At 56.9% G+C, this 18,425-nt stretch carries 14 protein-coding genes and 5 pseudogenes; 4 read left to right on the top strand and 15 right to left on the bottom strand.

Annotation, left to right across the window (positions count from 1 at the left end):
• Positions 1-25: 25 nt before the first annotated feature.
• Positions 26-931: a polysaccharide deacetylase family protein gene (locus TKWG_RS14885; RefSeq protein WP_041710360.1), complete on the top strand. Its 906-nt coding sequence runs from the start codon at positions 26-28 to the stop codon at positions 929-931.
• A 135-nt stretch (positions 932-1,066) separates the two neighbouring features.
• Here TKWG_RS14885 and TKWG_RS14880 read toward each other — a convergent pair whose 3' ends face one another.
• Positions 1,067-1,849 (bottom strand): (2Fe-2S)-binding protein, encoded by a 783-nt coding sequence (locus tag TKWG_RS14880; RefSeq protein WP_014751631.1) that lies wholly within the window; start codon positions 1,847-1,849, stop codon positions 1,067-1,069.
• Positions 1,843-3,873: a TonB-dependent siderophore receptor gene (locus tag TKWG_RS14875; protein ID WP_014751630.1), complete on the bottom strand. Its 2,031-nt coding sequence runs from the start codon at positions 3,871-3,873 to the stop codon at positions 1,843-1,845. The genes TKWG_RS14880 and TKWG_RS14875 overlap by 7 nt, the downstream gene beginning before the upstream one ends.
• A 369-nt stretch (positions 3,874-4,242) precedes the next feature.
• Here TKWG_RS14875 and TKWG_RS14870 point away from each other — a divergent pair, with 369 nt between their 5' ends.
• Entirely contained in the window at positions 4,243-5,106 is an 864-nt protein-coding gene (locus TKWG_RS14870; RefSeq protein WP_014751629.1) for a helix-turn-helix transcriptional regulator, read from the top strand.
• 154 nt (positions 5,107-5,260) lie between these two features.
• On the opposite strand, the gene ruvB is transcribed toward TKWG_RS14870, so the two are convergent.
• The 10 genes and pseudogenes from ruvB to TKWG_RS14820 all read right to left on the bottom strand — a co-directional run bounded on the left by ruvB (position 5,261) and on the right by TKWG_RS14820 (position 14,937).
• Positions 5,261-6,313 carry a Holliday junction branch migration DNA helicase RuvB gene (gene ruvB, locus TKWG_RS14865; RefSeq protein WP_014751627.1) on the bottom strand — a complete coding sequence of 351 codons (1,053 nt, stop codon included), beginning with the start codon at positions 6,311-6,313 and terminating at the stop codon, positions 5,261-5,263.
• Positions 6,314-6,412: 99 nt separating this feature from the next.
• On the bottom strand, positions 6,413-7,687 hold the full coding sequence (locus tag TKWG_RS14860; RefSeq protein ID WP_014751626.1) for a TRAP transporter large permease: 1,275 nt from the start codon (positions 7,685-7,687) through the stop codon (positions 6,413-6,415).
• Between the two features lie 190 nt (positions 7,688-7,877).
• Positions 7,878-8,378, bottom strand: a complete 501-nt coding sequence (locus TKWG_RS14855; RefSeq protein WP_014751625.1) for a TRAP transporter small permease — start codon at positions 8,376-8,378, stop codon at positions 7,878-7,880.
• A gap of 26 nt (positions 8,379-8,404) precedes the next feature.
• Positions 8,405-9,385, bottom strand: a complete 981-nt coding sequence (locus tag TKWG_RS14850) for a TRAP transporter substrate-binding protein (RefSeq protein WP_014751624.1) — start codon at positions 9,383-9,385, stop codon at positions 8,405-8,407.
• A gap of 182 nt (positions 9,386-9,567) precedes the next feature.
• A pseudogene (ruvA, locus tag TKWG_RS14845) lies at positions 9,568-10,133 on the bottom strand (Holliday junction branch migration protein RuvA).
• A gap of 104 nt (positions 10,134-10,237) precedes the next feature.
• Positions 10,238-10,722: pseudogene (gene ruvC / locus TKWG_RS14840) on the bottom strand (crossover junction endodeoxyribonuclease RuvC).
• 123 nt (positions 10,723-10,845) lie between these two features.
• Positions 10,846-12,435: a bifunctional phosphoribosylaminoimidazolecarboxamide formyltransferase/IMP cyclohydrolase gene (purH, locus tag TKWG_RS14835; protein ID WP_014751622.1), complete on the bottom strand. Its 1,590-nt coding sequence runs from the start codon at positions 12,433-12,435 to the stop codon at positions 10,846-10,848.
• A gap of 10 nt (positions 12,436-12,445) precedes the next feature.
• Positions 12,446-12,681 (bottom strand): annotated as a pseudogene (locus TKWG_RS14830) (helix-turn-helix domain-containing protein).
• 35 nt (positions 12,682-12,716) lie between these two features.
• Entirely contained in the window at positions 12,717-13,730 is a 1,014-nt protein-coding gene (dusB, locus tag TKWG_RS14825; protein ID WP_014751620.1) for a tRNA dihydrouridine synthase DusB, read from the bottom strand.
• Positions 13,731-13,779: 49 nt separating this feature from the next.
• On the bottom strand, positions 13,780-14,937 hold the full coding sequence (locus TKWG_RS14820) for an FAD-dependent monooxygenase (RefSeq protein ID WP_014751619.1): 1,158 nt from the start codon (positions 14,935-14,937) through the stop codon (positions 13,780-13,782).
• Positions 14,938-15,058: 121 nt separating this feature from the next.
• Between TKWG_RS14820 and TKWG_RS14815 the strand changes: the two genes are divergently transcribed.
• Both TKWG_RS14815 and TKWG_RS14810 read left to right on the top strand, forming a co-directional pair.
• On the top strand, positions 15,059-15,493 hold the full coding sequence (locus TKWG_RS14815; RefSeq protein ID WP_014751618.1) for a hypothetical protein: 435 nt from the start codon (positions 15,059-15,061) through the stop codon (positions 15,491-15,493).
• Positions 15,494-15,547: 54 nt separating this feature from the next.
• Positions 15,548-16,481, top strand: a pseudogene (locus TKWG_RS14810) (cytochrome c oxidase assembly protein).
• Positions 16,482-16,603: 122 nt separating this feature from the next.
• Here TKWG_RS14810 and TKWG_RS14805 read toward each other — a convergent pair.
• The 3 genes and pseudogenes from TKWG_RS14805 to TKWG_RS14795 form a co-directional block, all read right to left on the bottom strand.
• Positions 16,604-17,598: pseudogene (locus TKWG_RS14805) on the bottom strand (YheT family hydrolase).
• Between the two features lie 315 nt (positions 17,599-17,913).
• The gene (locus tag TKWG_RS25175) at positions 17,914-18,180 is read right to left on the bottom strand and encodes a YybH family protein (protein WP_014751615.1); all 267 of its coding nucleotides are present in this window, start codon (positions 18,178-18,180) and stop codon (positions 17,914-17,916) included.
• Complete coding sequence (locus TKWG_RS14795) at positions 18,170-18,367, bottom strand: zinc-finger domain-containing protein (RefSeq protein WP_014751614.1); 198 nt, start codon at positions 18,365-18,367, stop codon at positions 18,170-18,172. Before TKWG_RS14795 ends, TKWG_RS25175 begins: the two co-directional genes overlap by 11 nt.
• Between the last annotated feature and the right edge of the window lie 58 nt (positions 18,368-18,425).

Raw genomic sequence — 18,425 nt, 5'->3', positions numbered from 1 at the left:
CCCACTCCAAAAACGGTACATTTGCATGCTTGATATTCTCAGAGTTCTTTTTGTGCTGATTATGGTCGCTGGCTCCTGTGCACAAGCGAAGCAGATATCTGTCAGCTTTGATGACGGCCTGAATCCGGACACCAACCCGGAGGCGGTCACGATTAACCAGGCATTGCTTTCTCAATTAGGAGAAAACAATATTCAGGCGATCATATACCCAAGCCTGATTAAACTGGGAGGCAGTGCCGGACTGCAACTGGTTGCCCAATGGGGCATGCAAGGTCACGCGATTGGCAACCATAGCGAACGACACTTGAATCTGAATAAAGAGCAAGTGAGTGTGGCAGACTATATCGCAGGCATCGCTGGCGCTGAACGCCAATTGCAAACCCTGCCAGGCTGGACGGCCCGCTACCGGTTTCCATTCTTGAAAGAAGGCGATACCCGGCAAAAGCGCGACGCTGTGCGCCAATGGCTGAACGATCGCGGCTATCGATCCGCTGCGGTAAGTATCGATGCCAGTGACTGGTTTTACAATATACGGTATCTGGCGTATGAAAAGGCAGGAAAAACGGACAGTCTTGCACGCTTGAAGAAAGCGTATATCAGGCACTTGCTTGATCGTGCAGATTACTATGATGATCTGGGGAAAAAGACACTAGGCTATTCTCCCAAACATGTGATCCTGCTTCACACGAACAAGATCAATGCCCAGTCACTCTCCGATATCATTGCTGCGTTCAAGGCGCATGGCTGGGAATGGATTGACCCCGAGACTGCCTATGCTGACCCGCTATACAGGCAACAGCCGGATGTGATCCCCGCAGGAGAAAGTATTATTTGGTCCATTGCCAAAAACAACGGTAATACGACGCTCAGATATCCCGCAGAAGACGCACCCTACGAATTTGAAAATCTCAGGCGTTTCGGTCTGGAGTAAATAGCCATTGAGTCCTGCTGGAACGTGCCACAGGTTTTGCGGCACTACGCCACTGCTTGCGCACTTTACGGCCTTTTCAGGCCAATCCGGATAAGTGTGGCCTTGTTCCCTGATCGGTTGTGCTTTATTTTGCTGTTATGCGTCGCTTTCGGCGTGTGCGCGATCATGTTCTGCCCATTCGCTGGCCAATAGAGGCAGGCGTTCCTGCAGGGGGATCTTGGGGCAATTGCTGCACAACTTGGCGTTCGGGCAGCGAAAGTATTGGCAGCAGACGCGACGGTTCAGTGAGAGCCGGTCCGGCAGGCTGTAGCGGCTCATATCAATATCCAGATAGCCGCTTTCTGCCGGCAGGCCAATAGCCTGCAACCAGACATCGCCGCGTGCGCGAATATGCGCGGTACTGTATTGCGGCAGGTCATGGTAGTAAAGCAGCAATGCGGCAAGCACACTGTCTGCCGTGTGGCGTCCTGCCAGTTTGGCAGCCACCGGTGTGATAATGTTCAGCGTCTGCCGTATTTGCTCCAGACTTTCGACAAGTGCCATGGCAGGTGCCATTTCGTCTGCAATATTCAGCGTAACCGCCTGTTCCGGCAGATACACCTGTTTTGCCAAACCCTCGGAAAAATGCAGCTGCAACTGGCGAGAATCAACCAGGCAGCGATGATGTTCGTAGGCAAGAATGGTCGAATATACAGGCACCCACATGCAGGTGCGCCAGGTATGGGCGTTCCAGTAGTGGCGCCCGGCCTCTGGATGAAGCCGCGCCACGTCGTCATATAGCAATTGCAATGCATCCAGCCGCACCTGCCCAAAGGTCAGGTCGGCGGGGCCGCTTAGCGGCGTCTTTGAAACAGGCAACAGGCGCCCAAGCGCCTGTTGCAATTGCTCATAGAAGGAGAGGTCTTCCTGGATTACCATTTGTAACTGAAGGTGGCTTTGATATTGCGCTTTTCTCCATAGTAGCAGAAGTCGGTGGTGGCGCATGAGGCCACATAGGTCTTATCGGTGACGTTGTTCACGTTCAGGCGGACGGTGGCACCTTTCAGATTCGAATTCATGCGGCCCAGATCATATTCTGCACCCAGGTCAAGCAGGGTATAGGCGGGAACCCGCACGGTGTTTTCGTTGTCTGCCCAGCTCTTGCCAACATAGCGCACGCCTGCCGACAAGGCCAGGCCATTGTTCATACTGTAGCGGCCCCACAGGCTGGCCATCTGCTTGGGCGCCTGGAAAGGCCGATTGCCGGCATTGTCGCCTTTTTTCAGCTTCATGTTGTTCATGGTGTAGCTGGCCATGACGGTGAAGTTGTCGGTGATATTGGCGTTGGCTTCCAACTCAATGCCACGCGAATGCACCACGCCCAGCGGCACGTAGTAATTGGTAGCCGAAGAATGCCGTGCAGCAACGTTCTCCTGCTTCAGATCGTAGTAGGCGGCAGACAGCATAACGTGTTCGTTCGGCTGGTATTTTACGCCTGCTTCATATTGCCTGGCTTCGGTCGGCGGCAGCACCTGGTTGTTGATGTCGGTGTAGCCGTTGGGGTTGAAAGATTCGCTGTAACTGGCATAGGGCGCAATGCCGTTGTCGAAGGCGTAGCTTAAGCCGGCACGAAACGTGGTGTTGCTGCCCTTATAGCCCGATTTGGTGTTCAGCAGAGGATTGCGATTGTCCAGGTCCACGATATCATGACGGACACTGAACAGGCCGGTCAGCGCGCCATAGCGGACCGTGTCCTGCAAGTACATGCCGAATTGTTCCAGCGTACGGTCAAACGGTTCGCTGCTATAGATATTCAGGCCCGGATTGCCATAGACCGGGTCAAAGGCGTTCAGTGGGTTGGCCATGCCGTAATCCCACTGACCACTCGCATTGCGATGCTGATAGTCAAAGCCCGCAATCACCTCATGTGAGGCTGCACCGGTGTGAAAAACTGCTGTCAGGCTGGTATCGAACTGATGGGCTTCCAGTTCCTCGTAGCCGCCGGAATAGTACCGGTTCAGCGAGTTTTCATCGTACCAGCCGTAACCATAGAATTGAGCCATTTTGGACTTCAGGCTGGTCATTCGGAACGAGTTCTTGAATGTCAGGTTCGGCGTGAAATCATGTTCGAACTGGTAACCCAGCATGGACAGTGTACGACTGAATTTTCCGCCTTCATCATCGTCCGAAAATTCAGGTGAAATGCGGCGGCCATTATGATCGGTATTGATGGTAGCATCTGCCGGGAAGCCGCTATGAAAACCGGTGCTGGGGTCTTTCTGGAAGTAGCCCTGCAACAGCAAGCGACTGTTTTCACCCAGTCTGAATTTCAGTGAAGGCGCCAGTGTATAGCGTTCGACCCGGTTGTTGTCGAACTGGGTTTTGCTGTTGCGTGTGATGCCGACCACGCGATAGGCGGCGTTGCCTTCCTTGTCTATCGGGCCGGTCATATCAAAGCCAAGATGGGTTTGTCCCATATTGCCGATACCGGCTGTGATTTCATGGTAGGGCTCATCCAGCGGCCGCTTTGAACTGTAGGAGACCAGGCCGCCTGGCGAATTGCGACCGTACAGGACGCTGGTAGGGCCGCGATAAACGTCGATGCGCTCCAGGGTGTACGGGTCGATTTGCACCGAACTGTAGGTGCCAGAATCGCTCAGGACCTTTTGTCCATCCAGATTCAGGTTGTCGGTGCTGTTTTCATTAAAGCCACGCAGGCTGATGTAATCGTAGCGGGTCGCGCCGCCCACCAGTCCGGTAAAGGCGCCGGGCGTATAGCGCAGCGCGTCGGTCCCCGTGGAAGCGCCAATGGCATCAATACGATCCCGTGTCAGGGAAGAAACCGAATGCGGTGTTTCGATCCAGTCCATGTCGGCCCGGCTGGCCGCACGGCTGACTGTGGATTGAAAACCAATGGTGGGCTCGGTTGAGGTGGCGTCGCTGGTCGCACGAATAATACCCAATTGGGCGACAGGCGTCGTTTTGACCTGCTCCTGCTGGGTCTGGGCATGGGCGCGGAAACGGAGAGCACAGCCAGGACGGCGACATACAGGGTGCGAGGTACCGCTGAAAAGCGAACCATGGACGGGGTCATGATAGAAAAATATCCTTAAAAACAATAAGCAACACAAATAAGAATGATTGTTATTTATAATCAGTCAATTATCGAAATAATGTCATAATTCATATGAAATATGTCAGAAAGCACAGTTTTTTTGTTGCAAAACTGTCTACACACGAGCACCTCAATTGATGACCAGAACCTTTACCTATGCCGATTTTGTGCAATATGGCCAGCAGCACGGGGTAACGCATTACCTGCCGAGGCCATTGTGCAGGACCCAAGCCGTCACCAGGAGACGCTGGCTTATGGCCAGGTGCGCGAATATGCGTTATGTCAGGGAGTGACGCTGCTGCATACCGATATGCATTTTCTGGTGCCCTATCACGCTCAGTCCCGCGTGCAGGAGGCGTATTCCTTTGCCATGCTGCTCAATGGCCAGTTGCGTATCGGGCGTGAACGCTCGCCCTTGCAAACCGTGGGACCTGCTTGCGGCATCAACACCAGCTATCGCAATGAGCGCATGCAGACCCATTACCTGCCTGGGATGCGGCTGGCGGCACTGGATGTGCTGGTGGATCAGACGCAGATTGAACAGAACGCCTATACCGAAAGATTGCTGCCCATACTGGATGCGGCGCCGCCCACCTTTGCCGTGGGCGAACAGGATGATGCATTTCTGGACAACGTACGGTTGCAATTGCAGATGGCGCAGGACGAGAGTGTCGGCCCGCTGATTTACGAGGCGCTGGGTTTACAGTTGCTGGCCCGGGTCAGGGCAGCCCCCAGCGCACCGGCTGAATGGCAGAACAACGACAGGCTAAGCCGCCAGGATCATGAGCGGCTGGGGGCGCTGCGTGAATACATTCACAAAGAACCCTGGCAATTGCATACCATACGCTCAATGTCGCAGTTTACCGGCATGGGTGAGAGTGCGCTCAGAAAGAAATTTCAACTGAAATTCAATACGTCTATCATGGCTTGCGTGAAAGAATATCGGTTGCAGATGGCGCAGCGTTATCTGGAGCAGGGTGAATCGGTGGAAAAAGTGGCAGTGCTTGCCGGTTACCGGCACAGCAGCAATTTTTCCACGGCATTCAAAAAGCGTTTCGGCGTCAATCCACGCCGCTGGTAGATGGCCACCGGATGGTGGATCTCCAGCAGCGGTGGGACCTGACAGGAGTGTGCAGGCGCATAGGCGGACGAATAATCGAACGAATAAGCGGGCGCATAGGCAAGGCGTGTAGGGACGGCCGGCATCGTGACAGCTCCGGCGGCTACGGCCCTGCTCAGAACAAGGGCTTGTTCGGGCCTTCCGGCGGCGTGCAGCCCAGATGCTGCCAGGTGGTGAGGGTTGCCACGCGCCCCTTGGATGTGCGCTGTATATATCCCTGCTGGATCAGGTAGGGTTCGATCACGTCTTCAATCGTATCGCGTTCTTCGCCCACGGCGGCCGACAGATTGTCAATGCCTACCGGTCCGCCATCGAATTTGTGCACAATGGTTTCCAGAATCTTGCGGTCCATCAGGTCCAGTCCCATCGGGTCCACGTCGAGCATGGCCAGAGCCGCCGTTGCCGCGGCATTGTCAATAATGCCGTTGGAGCGCACGTCGGCATAGTCGCGCACGCGGCGTAGCAACCGGTTAACAATGCGCGGGGTGCCGCGTGAACGGCGCGCGATCTCGTGGGCGCCTTCGGGCGTGATGCCGGCGTTGAGCAGATGGGCGCTGCGCGACACAATGCGGGCCAATTCTTCGGTGTTATAAAACTCCAGGCGGGAGACGATGCCAAAGCGATCGCGCAGGGGATTGGTAAGCATGCCCGCGCGAGTTGTGGCACCCACCAGTGTGAACGGTTGCAAGTCGATTTTGACGCTGCGCGCGGCCGGGCCTTCGCCAATCATGATGTCGATTTGGAAGTCTTCCAGCGCGGGGTACAGGATTTCTTCCACCACAGGCGAAAGCCGATGAATTTCGTCAATGAACAGGACGTCGTTTTTTTCCAGATTGGTCAGCATGGCTGCCAGGTCGCCCGGGCGCTCCAGCACCGGGCCGGAAGTCTGCCGCAACTGCGAGCCCATTTCCCGTGCAATGATGTGGGCCAGCGTGGTTTTGCCCAGCCCTGGCGGGCCGAACAGCAGCACATGGTCCAGCGCTTCCTGGCGCATACGCGCGGCCGAAATGAAAATTTCCAATTGCTCTCGCACCCGCACCTGGCCGACATACTCGTCCAGCGCCTTGGGACGCAGGGCGCGTTCAATAGACTCTTCGTTCGGGGTCATGGGCTCCGGAGAGACAATGCGGGGGGCGGCGCTGGTAAGCGCGTCGTTTTGAATGGCCATGGGGCAGCGGTATCTTCGTCAAGACTGAGGGTCTGGGCCTATTTTACCTGAATCGCCGCGCCGCGCCGCCTGCGATGGCCGATCCTTGGCGGTATCCTGTTAACGATATGCCAGATCACGCAGGACCAGGGAAATCCAGGGCACGTAGGTAATCAGCAGCAGGCAAAGCAAAATCACGCCCACAAATGGGATCAGTGACTTGAACAACCGTTCTATGGGCAGCTTTGCGACGGCGCAGGCTGCAAACAGATTGACGCCGAAGGGCGGCGTAATCATGCCCAGGGCAAGATTGACTACCATGATAATGCCAAAATGCGTCGGATCAATTCCGAATTGCTGGGCCACCGGCAGCAGCAATGGCGCCAGCACCACAATGGATGCAGAGGTTTCAATAAACATGCCGATAATGAACAGGGCGGCATTGACACCCAGCAGAAAAGCAACTTTGTCGCTGAATATATGGCTAAGCCATTCGCCCAGCATATTCGGCACGCCGGCACGATTAAGCAGGAATCCGAACAGGCCGGCATTGGCAATCACAAACATAATAATCGCCGTGGAAATAACGGTTCGGTGCAGCGTTTCAGTCAATATGGTAAATGAAATGCGGCGATAGACCAGGGCCCCAACAACCAGCGCGTACACCACGGCAACCACCGATGCTTCGGTTGGCGTAAAGATGCCGCCATAGATGCCGCCTAGAATGATGACCGGCATCAGCAGCGCCAGAAACGATTGCTGGAAAGCCTTGAATACCGGTAAGCGCCCATCGCCATCCTGCTTGCCATAGCCATGGCGTTTGGCATAAATCCAGACATACAGCATCAATCCAACGCCGATCAGTACGCCCGGAAAAATGCCGGCGATGAACAATTCACCCACCGAGGTGTCGGTGGAGACGGCAAACAGAATCATGGGAATGGACGGCGGGATGATCACGCCCAGTTCGGCGGCGGTGGCCTGCAGCGATGCCGAGAACGGCTTGGGGTAGCCGTGGCGCACCATGGCCGGAATAAGGATCGCGCCGACCGCAAACGTAGTGGCGACACTGGAGCCGGCCACCGCGGCAAAAATCATGCATGTGATAATGCATGCCATAGCCAGCCCGCCTTGTACCGAACCGACCAGGCTCTTGGCAAAATTGACCAGCCGCTCCGAAATGCCGCCGGCCTCCATCAGGTTGCCGGCAAGAATAAAGAAGGGAATGGCGACCAGAGGATATTTATCCAGCGAGGCAAAAATCTGCTGAGCAACCACCAGCCAGTTGATGCCGGCCACGTACACCCCGAACAGGCTTGCCAGTCCGATGGAAACGGCGACCGGGATGGTCAGCGCAAAGCAGACCAGCATGGATAAAATCATCAATTGCGACATAATCTGTCTCGAAGGCGGTAGGAATAAGGATGGAGCAAAAATCCGGCTATGGTCTGCAACCACGGCCGCTGTAACTACTTCATAATGCAATTGAGCGTTCGGACCGAAGCCCGGCATGTTGCCCACTTGTACCTGCCTGCGGGCACGGGTGCTACCGTATGCTGCGTCCGACACATGACGGACATGATCGCTACAGCAATGTCAGGTCCTCTTCCTGGGATTCTTTCCTGGCATTGGCCCATTGCACAATGACCGCCAGCAAGGCCAGCGCCATCCCAACGGGAATGGCGGCGTAAATCCAGGAAATGGAAATGCCCAGGCTCGGAATGGTTTGAAAGCGCACCCGGTATGTCATGAGCACGCCGATCCAGGTCATCAGCCCGAAAAAGCCGGCCATGATGAGCATGACCACATGCTCCAGACGGCGTTGCCAGGGATCTTTGAGCAAGGAATGAAGCATTTCCACTTTGAGCATTGCGCCCTGGCGGCAGGCCAGTACCACGCCCAGCAGAACCAGCCAGATCATGGCAGTGCGGGTCCAGCCCTCACTCCAGTCCGATGGTTCCTGCAGGATAAAGCGCGCGATCACCTGGTAAAAAGCGGCGCATACCGCTGACACCAGAAACAGTTGGGCAATGACGGAAATCAGACGGAACAGGGTACTGTCCAGCAAGTGTGTCAATCTGTTCATTCAAGCCTCCGTGATCAGGCAAAAAGTCACTTGGTATTGCGGATGGATTCGACCAGTTCCTTGCCGAATTTTTTGTAGAACTCGGGATAGACTGGCTCCACTGCCTTGACAAAGGCATCGTGATCAACCTTGTCCTGCACCTGCATGCCTTCTTTTTTCAGCGTTTCAACGCCGCTGGTTTCCACTTCGTCAACAAATGTGCGCATGGCTTTGGCTGCCGCCAGGCCGGCCTCTTTGAATTTGGCCTTGTCTTCGTCAGACAAGCTTTCATACACCGAGGGCGAGACCAGGACCAGGGCGGGACCGTAGACGTGCGCAGTGAGTGACAGGTGTTTTTGCATTTGCGACAGTTTGGCCGATACGATCACGGAAATCGGATTCTCCTGGCCATCAATGGTGCCTTGCTGCAAGGCCGTGGCTACTTCGGGCCACGCCATGGGGGTTGGCAGCATGCCGATCTTGCGGAAGGCGGTGATGTGGATCGGGTTTTCCGTTGTGCGAATCTTCAGGCCCTTCAAATCGGCCGGCGTCTTGACTGCGCGCACATTGTTGGTCAGATGACGGAAACCCTGTTCACCCCAGGCAAGCGCAATCAGGCCCTTGGCCGGGAAATCGGCCAGCAGTTTCTGGCCTATCGGGCCGTCCAGAACCTTGCGGGCATGATCCAGGTCGCGAAACAGGAAGGGGATATCAATGACCCCTGTTTCAGGCACGAAATTGAGTGTTGCGCCGGTAGACACAACGGCCGCATCGATGGTGCCCAGTTGCAGTCCTTCGATCACTTCCCGCTCACCGCCCAGGGCGCTGTTGGGAAATTGTTGAACCTTGAACTGACCTTTGGTGCTTTGACCAAGGGCTTGTTCAAAGGCATCTGCTGCAACGCCATAGTGTGAAGTCTTGGACAGGGCATAGGCCATTTTCAGTGTCTGTTCCGCCATGGCCGGCGCCATGACAATGGCTGATAACAGGCTGGTTGCCAGGGCTTTTTTGATCCAGTGAGCGCGCATGATGTTGTCTCCCCAAAGTGGGTGTAATAGGTATGAGTAAAAATATCGGGTAACTTTACGGCAATATTTGCGACGCACTGTGCAATTCGAATGTGATTAGTGCAAACCCTAGGGAAGTAGTCAGCTGGCGCGATGCATTGATAACGAAGACAAAAAAGCCACCTGTTCAGGGTGGCTCGTGGTTAGCTGGACAGTATCTTGAGCGCGGCGCGGATGCCTTCGGAAACGCCCAGATCGGCTGGCAACGATTTGACCGTCGCCCGCGCTTCGCGATCGGAATACCCAAGCGCCAGCAACGCATTGAGCACATCATTCTGGCCTGTGGCCGCAGGCGTGGCCGGTGCAATGGCATCGAGCTTGCCGCGCAACTCCAGTAACAGGCGTTCCGCCGTCTTCTTGCCGATGCCCGGCACCCGGGTGAGCAGGGCGGTGTCCTGCTGGGCGATCGCGGCCGACAGATCCGCGCTGCTCATGCCCGAGAGTACCGCCAGGGCCGTGCGAGCACCGATGCCGGTGACCTTGATCAGGGCCCGGAAGGTGGCACGTTCATCCTGTCGCAGAAAGCCGTAAAGGACATGCGCATCGTCGCGGATGGCCAGGTGGGTGTATAGCGTGACCCTGGCGCCCGCTTCGGGCAAGTCATAGAACGTGCTCATGGGCACGTCGATATCGTAGCCCACGCCGTTGACATCCAGGCACAGGCCTGGCGGTTGTTTTCTATCAGCAGGCCGGTCAGTCGTCCGATCATCAGGAACTCCACAGACCCTGTTTTATGCAGGGATCATCAGAAAAAGTCAAAGAGCTATGGTACACAACCTTGTCGTCTGGCGCTTGAAAAACCGGGCAGTTTCATCAGTCGATCAGTCGACCGGCGCGCAGGCGACTGCGACCACGTCGGGCACCCATCAACACATCCTTGCCGGCCAGACGCGCCGCTAGCGGTGCGGCGTGCGCGTGGCAGATAGCGCAGGCCAGCGCGTCGGCCGAGTCGGGGGCGGGTAGGCTGTTGAGTGTGAGCAGGCGTTGTACCATATGCTGGACTTGCTCTTTTTGCGCATGGCCATTGCCGACCACGGCTTTTTTAATTTGCAGGGCGGTATATTCCGTCACATCCAGATGCCGGTCCGCCAGCGCGCACATGGCGGCGCCACGCGCCTGGCCCAGCAACAGGGTGGAGCCGGATTGGTATTGACGAAAACTTTTTCCAGCGCAGATTCGGTGGGCGAATAGGTGTCGACCACCTCGCGGATGCTATCGAGGATAACTTTAAGGCGTTCGTGCAGGGGGATATCGGAAGGGACCACAATGGTGCCGCTGCCCACGTAGGAGATGCGCATGCCGGCGGCGTCGATCACGCCAAAACCGGTGCGGCGCAGGCCCGGGTCAATGCCAAGAATCCGCAACATCAATGACTCCCTGGAGTTGCCCCGGCACGGGCCGGAGCATTATCACAACTGCAATTAGTGACGGAAGTGCCGGGTGCCTGTCAGTACCATGGCAATGCCGTGCTCGTCGGCTGCGGCGATCACTTCATCATCGCGCATGCTGCCGCCGGGTTGAATCACGCAATCGGCGCCCGCCTTGACGATAACATCAAGCCCATCACGGAACGGGAAGAAAGCATCGGATGCGGCTGCCGTATTTTGCAGCGACAGGCCGGCGTTTTCGGCCTTGATCGAGGCGATGCGGGCAGAATCAATACGGCTCATCTGGCCAGCGCCCACGCCGTAAGTCATGCCTTCGCGGCAGAAGACAATGGCGTTGGATTTGACGAACTGGGCAACATTCCAGGCAAACAGCAGATCGTCCATTTGCTGCGCTGTGGGCTGCTTGCGTGTGACGACTTTGCAGTCGGCCGCTGCCAGCGGTTTGTGATCAGGATTTTGCACCAGCCAGCCACCGCCAACACGTTTGACATCAAAGGCATTCTGGCCATCGCCCAGGGCAACGGTCAGCACGCGGACGTTTTTCTTGCTGGCCAGCAATACCAGCGCGTCGGGCGTATATTCGGGTGCAAGCAGAACTTCAACGAACTGTTCGCTCACGGCCTGTGCGGTCGCTTCATCAACGATGCGGTTAAAGGCGATGATGCCGCCAAATGCAGATGTCGGGTCTGTCTTGAATGCCTTGCGATAGGCACCGGCCGCGTCTTCGGCGACCGCAACACCGCAAGGGTTGGCATGCTTGACGATAACGCAGGCGGGCGTGGCAAAGGTGCGCACACATTCCCATGCTGCGTCGGCATCGGCAATGTTGTTATAGGACAGTTCCTTGCCTTGCAGTTGAGTATAGTTGCCCAATACACCGGCCGGCACGCTGGCATCAAGATAGAAAGCGGCAGACTGATGCGGGTTCTCGCCATAGCGCAGCGCCTGATGCTGACGCAATTGAATGGTGAGGTTCTGCGGCCAGCTCTGACGCGCAGGTTCATTTTCCTGTTCGGGTTCGGTGTCGGTAATCGCGCTCAGATAGTTGGCAATGGCGCCATCATAGGCAGCGGTATGCGCATACACTTTTTTGGCCAGGGACAAACGCAAGCCATATGAAGTGCCGCCCTGTTCGTCAAGCTCGCGCAATACGGCTTCGTAATCGGACGGATCAATCACAACGGTCACGCCGCCTTCACGCGTGCCGTGGTTCTTGGCAGCGGCACGCAACATGGCCGGGCCGCCGATATCGATATTTTCAACGGCATCGGCAAAGGTGCAGCCGGGTTTGGCGATGGTTTCGCGAAAGGGATACAGGTTGACCACCAACAGGTCGATCGGATCAATATTGTGCGTTTTCAGCGTGTCCAGGTGCGCCTGGCTGCCGCGTCGCGCCAATAGCCCGCCGTGAATGCGCGGATGCAGGGTTTTGACCCGGCCGTCCAGAATTTCGGGAGACTGGGTATGTTCCGCAACTTCGGTTACGTCCAGCCCTTCTTTTTTCAGTAGCGCCGCGGTGCCACCGGTTGACAGAAGTTTTACACCCCGGCCGTGAAGCGCACGGGCGAAGTCCACGATACCGGTTTTATCCGATACGGAAAGCAAAGCGGTCTTGATAGTCATGAGCGAATAATTACAGTAAATGATGAGAAATCAGTTTTTTGCGCAGCGTGTTGCGGGTAATGCCCAGCATGTCTGCGGCGCGCGACTGGTTATGTCCGGCTTTGTGCATGACCACTTCAAGTAGCGGCTTCTCTACGCAACTTGTGACCATGTTCCAAAGGTTGCCGCTTCGCCGTCGCCCAATTCTTTAAAATAAAGTTCAAGGTTTGTGCGTACACATTCCTGAAGGTCTTGTGTGTTGTTCATAATGGCGGTGTTGGGGAAGTTTTTGTTGTTCTGACTTAATGGACTGCAGCTTGTGGAACCCGCGGCGCCGATTCATTGACCAGCTTGGTGAACCACTGATTGACTGCATTGTACTGCTCCTGACAGCTTTCGAGGCGATTCATTTGTTGCCGAAACAATTCTGCATCCGGAAGACTGCTTATATACCAGCCGATATGTTTGCGGGCGGTGCGCACGCCGGTGTATTCACCATAGAACCCATAGTGATGGTCAAGATGGGCCAGTAGCACATCGCGCATATGTTCCCATGATGGCGGCGGCAGAAAGGTGTCGGTTTGCAGGTAGTGATTGATTTCGCGAAAGATCCACGGATTACCCTGGGCAGCGCGGCCTACCATGATGGCATCGGCGCCGGTGTACTCGAGCACATGCCGGGCCTTGACCGGATCTGTGATATCGCCGTTGGCGATCACGGGAATACCGATGGCCGCCTTGACGGCCGCGATGGTATCGTATTCGGCCTGCCCGGTATACAGGTCACAGCGAGTTCGGCCATGCAGGGTCAGCGCAGCAATACCCGCGTTTTCCGCCAGCCGGGCAATGCGCAGGGCATTGCGGTTTTGCCGGTCCCAGCCGGTGCGTGTCTTGAGCGTGACCGGTACGTCAAAGGGCCGGCAGGCAGCCACGACCGTTTCCAGAATGCGCGCCACCAGATCTTCGTCGCGCAACAGCGCCGAACCCGAGGCGACATGACATACTTTCTTTACGGGGCAACCCATATTGATGTCGATGATGCGCGCGCCCTTGCCGATATTGAACACGGCGGCTTCGGCCAGCATGGCCGGATCGGCGCCGGCAATCTGCACCGCGATCGGGTCGATCTCGCCATCATGATTCAGTCTTCTGGAGGTTTTTACGCTTTCCCACAAGGCCGGGTTGCTGGCCGCCATTTCGGAGACGGCATAGCCGGCCCCCAACTGTTTGCACAGCTGACGAAAGGGTCTGTCGGTCACGCCCGCCATGGGAGCGACAAAAACAGGATTGGGAAGGGACCAGTTACCGATTTGCATGGACTCATTTTAACCAAGGTTGGACAGCAGGGCCGGCAAAGCCGTTGCCCTAGTTGCGATAACCCTGCAACAGGTGGCGGGCCAGCGGGCGCCGCAGCGGCTCGGTCAGGTCCAGCGCCAGCAAAGACAAGCCGCAGGCGTGTTCGACTAATGGATTGCCGGTGGTGAAAATACGCGGCATGAAATCGGTCAGCTGACGAGTGATGCCGCGATCGGTACGACGCGAGCCCGCAAAAGTCGTCAGAGCTGGCTGAGGATCCTGCGTCGGGTCGATGAGCCACGGCTGCAGCGCTCGCAACAGTCCCGCCACATCGCGCAGTCCCAGGTTAAGTCCCTGGCCGGCCACCGGATGCAACGCCTGGGCTGCGTTGCCTATGGTGACCACGCGGCCATTGACGGTGTTCCTGGTAACGCTGAGCGCCAGCGGGAAAATGTGACGAGGCTCCAGCACGCAAAAGGCCCCCAGCCGGTCACCGAAATGCTCGGTGAGTGCCCGGGAAAAGTTGGCGTCGTCTGCGGCCAGCAGTTCGCGTGCCCGCGTCGGACTGGTGCACCAGACGATGGATTGGGCATCGGCAAACACCGGGTGCGGCAGGACCGCCAGCGGGCCTTCGCGGGTAAATCGCTCCCAGGCCCAGCCGGGCCTGGGCAGGGCAGCGCGGGCAGAGGTAATGATGGCATGCTGGTTATAGTCGCGCAGTTTCGTGTCCGGCTTTGCGCCATCGCATTGCACGACAATGCGCGCCCGATAGATTTTGCCGTTCTGGCTGACGCAGGCTGTTGCGCTGTCCGGTTCACTGGTAACGGTGGCCGGCGCCCCGGCCAGGCGCAAGGTGCGCCCCTCGTTCACATGCTGCTGCAGGCTGGCGTGGACAGCGCGATAGGGAACCACATAGCCCAGCGCTGCAACGTCAAAATCGGTGTGGCTAATGAGCGTTCGCCCCAGGCGGCCCTTTTGCGAGACATGTACGGTTTCAATCGCGGCGTATTGGTCGGGCCAGCCGTGCAATTGTTCCAGAAAGACCCGGCTGCCGTGGTTGAGGGCCAGCACGCGGGTGTCCTGCGCCGGATTATGCATGACCGGGTGATCTGCCTGGAACAGGGCGACCGTTGGCCTGATACCGGGCAGTTTGTCCAGGGCACAGGCCAGCGCCAGCCCCACGGGGCCGGCGCCGATGATTGCAATATCGAAATCAACATTTTCCATTTCGCTATTTTACCCTTTTGCCTGAAAAAAACCGGCGCACGCACCAGTGCGCCCGCGTGTCGTACAATATAGCCTTCAAAGTTGGCAGCGTGCCTGACATAGAGCAAATGTTGAATCAGAAATGTTGAATCAGTTGTGGCGGGCCAGGCCTGCAAACCATTTTCGTTACAAAATCGTCGCCGGGTTTCTGGCCTGTTTTTTTGGCGTGCTGGGTCTGCAGGGCTGGTATCTGAAGCGACCCATTGCGCCTGTCATTACGCTGTTCAGTCTGGCAATGCTGGCATGGTCGTTCACCCAACCCGTGTGGTGGGACTCCATTCCGTTTTTTTTCCTGTTCATCCCGCTATGGGCAGGTTTCATTGAGTCGGCTGTTTATTGCCTGCGTGCCGATGAAAAATTCGACGCGCTTTATAATGTCAACCAGGTGCGGCGCAAACCGTCAGGCGTGCCGCCGGGGCTGATGGCGCTGCTCAATTTGCTGATCGCCGGCATGGTGTCCATGTTCACCCTGTCCATGGTTGTGGCGCACGTCACCTGCCTGCACATGACCTGCTAGTGAGCGGGATGCCGTTTGTGATACGGCACCGATATATTCAAGAGGTTTTATTCGATGGATCTGGACTTGATGCATTGGCTTGCTCCCTGGGAGTTTTCTCCTACGCTGATTGCCCTGTTTCTCCTTGCCGGCTGGCTGTTTGTGCGTGGCACACGCGTGCATCGCGTAACACTTGCGCGACAGCTACTGTTTTGGTCAGGTTTCGTGGTGCTTTATCTATCGCTGCATACGCACGTTGACTATTATGCCGAGCGCATGTTTTTCATTCACCGCATTCAGCATCTGGTCTTGCATCACCTGGGCCCCTTGCTCATTATGGGCGCCTATCCCGGACAGGTGATGCGCGCCGGTCTTCCCCTGCGCGCGCGTGTCTGGCTGCGCGATTATCGTCGCATTTTTCCGGCAGATTCATTACCGGTGTGCTCACCAACAAAATTCTGGTCCCGTTCCTGTTTGTCTTTCTGGTGCTGTTCTGGCTGCTGCCAACCATCCAGTTCTATTCCATGCTCGACTGGCGCCTGTACCGGCTCATGAACTGGTCGGTTGTGGTCAGCGGGTTCATGTACTGGAATCTGATTCTGGATCGTCGTCCCTATGTCGCGCCTGTACTCACGGCCAAAACATGGCTTGGTCGTTTCTTTCAATGGACCATTGCATCGGGCTCCCCGGCGGTCCTGTCGCCAGGCGCACGGATTCTGTCGCCCATCATCACCATGTTGCCGCAAATGATCGTGGGCGCTGTCATCACGTTCACCACCACCGACATTTACCCGCTGTTCGATCTTTGCGGACGGGCGCTGCCCATGTCTGCGATAACCGACCAGAGTATTGGCGGCCTGACCATGTGGATTCCGGCGGCAATGGTCGAAACCTTCGGCTTGCTATTTGCCTGAGCACCATGATGCGACTGTCGGCCAAGGGGCGCCAGAAAACCGGCAGGCAGATGCGTGAAATGCGCCTGGCCCAGCAGCGGCTCAAGGCGGTGTGACGCGGGCTGCAGCGCTTTGCCTGTTGCAATGCCGGTTGTGGTTGCGGCAATACACGATGCGCAATAGATGTCACGGACTGCCGGGTGGATGCAATCCGTACCGGCAAGACGGCAAGAGCATATTATCGATTCTGCGTGAAAAACTGTTCGATCCGGCGCGGCAGCAGCTTAGCTCGCCGCGCCCCGACCCGCTCGCAAAGCCGGCATGGCCACCACTGCATGGGTAGTGCAACAGCACGTGATTGCTGGCCTGATCGGGGCCGGGCAGGCTGGCTTCGGGAATAAAGGGATCGTTGCGCGCAATCAACAGTAGCGTTGGTACCCGAATGGCCGGCAGATGATATTGGCTTGAACAGCGCGACCAGTAATCCAGCGCACTGCGATAGCCATGCACCGGCCCGGTATACGCGTCATCGAACGCAAGCAGTGTGCGTGCCTGTAGCGCTTTGTTCCAGTTGACCACGCCAGGAAAGGCGCAGGCCTTTTGCTGTATTTTGCCGCGCATGGAAGCCAGAAAATGAGGGGTGTATACATAGCGTCCCATCAGGCTGGTTTGCAGCCGCATGCCGGTGGCCACCAGGTCTACCGGCACCGAAATACCTGCCACGGCATTGAGCCAGTTCAGCCGTTGGCCTTGCTCTCCTGTATATTTGAGCAGTGCATTGCCTCCGAGGGAAATGCCCGCTGCATGCCATTGCGCCTGGGGTAACTGGCGGCGTACCTGGCTCAGGATGAAGTCAATATCCTGGGAGTCGCCGGAAAAATAGGAACGGGCCAGCCGGTTCGGCTCACCCGAGCAGCCGCGAAAATGCGCCACTGCGACCATCCATCCACGTTCAACAAAGTACGAGCCGATAGCCTGGGCGTAATGGCTCTGGCTGCTGCCTTCCAGCCCGTGAAAAATGACCAGTGCCTGCCCGCTGAAATGGTAATGGGTATGCGCTTGCGGCCCGGCCCAGTCGATATCCAGAACATCGCCATCGGGGGTATCCAGTCGCTGGCGTACGAACCGCTGTTGGGGGCGGCGTCCCCACTTCATGGCGGCAATCGTCTGGAGATGGCCTTCATATTGCCAGTTCGGAGAAGGGCAGGCGTCAAGATCGAGTCGGGCAGTCACAGCAGGTCCAGTGATTCTGTTGAGGTGTGCAGAGGAACTATAAAGCAGGCAAGCAAGGCCCGGCCAGGGTAAAGGACGTATTTGCTGCTGGCGATCGCGGGCGGCAGGACAGTGTTGCAGGCGGATTAATGCAGCAGGTTGGGAATGTCGTGCATTTCCGATAGCAGAACATCAGAGGGAGCGGAGGCGGAATGATGGTGGACCAGATGCCAGCCGGTGCGACCCTTGTGATACACATTGGTTGCATAAAACAGCAGTTCCCGATTGCCCGCGGGGTATTGGCCTGGACTTCCTCGATCAGGATATGGATGACAGTCATGCCGTAGGTGATGACCACGGGTGATGGGCATGAATATGGAGCGGGCCACTATTGAGCAGCTCCTGCCAGGACGCCTGGATGGCGCTGGTGCCCGTCAGGCGCTCGCCGCCCGGATGGATGCAAACCGTTTCTTCATCATCGGCCCAGGTATGCATGACACGCATGACATCGCCCAGGCGCAGCGCTTCGTAAAAGGCCTGTTCGACCTCCTCGGGGCTGGCGAAGACCGCGCGTTTGGGCGCAGCAGTGCTTTTAGTGCCCATGCACTTTCTCGCCTTCTTTGAGGCGGTATACCGTGCCGCAATAAGGGCAGGCTGCCGAGCCGGTTTTGCTCACGTCCAGAAAAACGCGTGGATGCAGGCTCCAGGTTGGCGCATTCGGGCCAGGGCAATAAACAGGCAGATCGCTTGCAGACACCTCGATGGGTGCCGTTTGTACTTGTGCAGACATCAGTTACTTCCTAAAAAAGCGGAAAGACATGTTATGCGCGCTGTAAACGGCACGCACG

It is taken from the genome of Advenella kashmirensis WT001, assembly GCF_000219915.2.
Lineage (GTDB): Bacteria > Pseudomonadota > Gammaproteobacteria > Burkholderiales > Burkholderiaceae_B > Advenella > Advenella kashmirensis.
This window is presented reverse-complemented; position numbering and strand designations above follow the sequence as displayed.

What these genes read in the sequence shown, in the direction of transcription:
- TKWG_RS14885 (WP_041710360.1), top strand. Translation starts at nt 26, where the DNA reads ATGCTTGATATTCTCAGAGTTCTTTTTGTGCTGATTATGGTCGCTGGC.
- TKWG_RS14880 (WP_014751631.1), bottom strand. Translation starts at nt 1,849, where the DNA reads ATGGTAATCCAGGAAGACCTCTCCTTCTATGAGCAATTGCAACAGGCG.
- ruvB (WP_014751627.1), bottom strand. Translation starts at nt 6,313, where the DNA reads ATGGCCATTCAAAACGACGCGCTTACCAGCGCCGCCCCCCGCATTGTC.
- TKWG_RS14860 (WP_014751626.1), bottom strand. Translation starts at nt 7,687, where the DNA reads ATGTCGCAATTGATGATTTTATCCATGCTGGTCTGCTTTGCGCTGACC.
- TKWG_RS14855 (WP_014751625.1), bottom strand. Translation starts at nt 8,378, where the DNA reads ATGAACAGATTGACACACTTGCTGGACAGTACCCTGTTCCGTCTGATT.
- TKWG_RS14850 (WP_014751624.1), bottom strand. Translation starts at nt 9,385, where the DNA reads ATGCGCGCTCACTGGATCAAAAAAGCCCTGGCAACCAGCCTGTTATCA.
- purH (WP_014751622.1), bottom strand. Translation starts at nt 12,435, where the DNA reads ATGACTATCAAGACCGCTTTGCTTTCCGTATCGGATAAAACCGGTATC.
- dusB (WP_014751620.1), bottom strand. Translation starts at nt 13,730, where the DNA reads ATGCAAATCGGTAACTGGTCCCTTCCCAATCCTGTTTTTGTCGCTCCC.
- TKWG_RS14820 (WP_014751619.1), bottom strand. Translation starts at nt 14,937, where the DNA reads ATGGAAAATGTTGATTTCGATATTGCAATCATCGGCGCCGGCCCCGTG.
- TKWG_RS14815 (WP_014751618.1), top strand. Translation starts at nt 15,059, where the DNA reads ATGTTGAATCAGTTGTGGCGGGCCAGGCCTGCAAACCATTTTCGTTAC.
- TKWG_RS25175 (WP_014751615.1), bottom strand. Translation starts at nt 18,180, where the DNA reads ATGGGCACTAAAAGCACTGCTGCGCCCAAACGCGCGGTCTTCGCCAGC.
- TKWG_RS14795 (WP_014751614.1), bottom strand. Translation starts at nt 18,367, where the DNA reads ATGTCTGCACAAGTACAAACGGCACCCATCGAGGTGTCTGCAAGCGAT.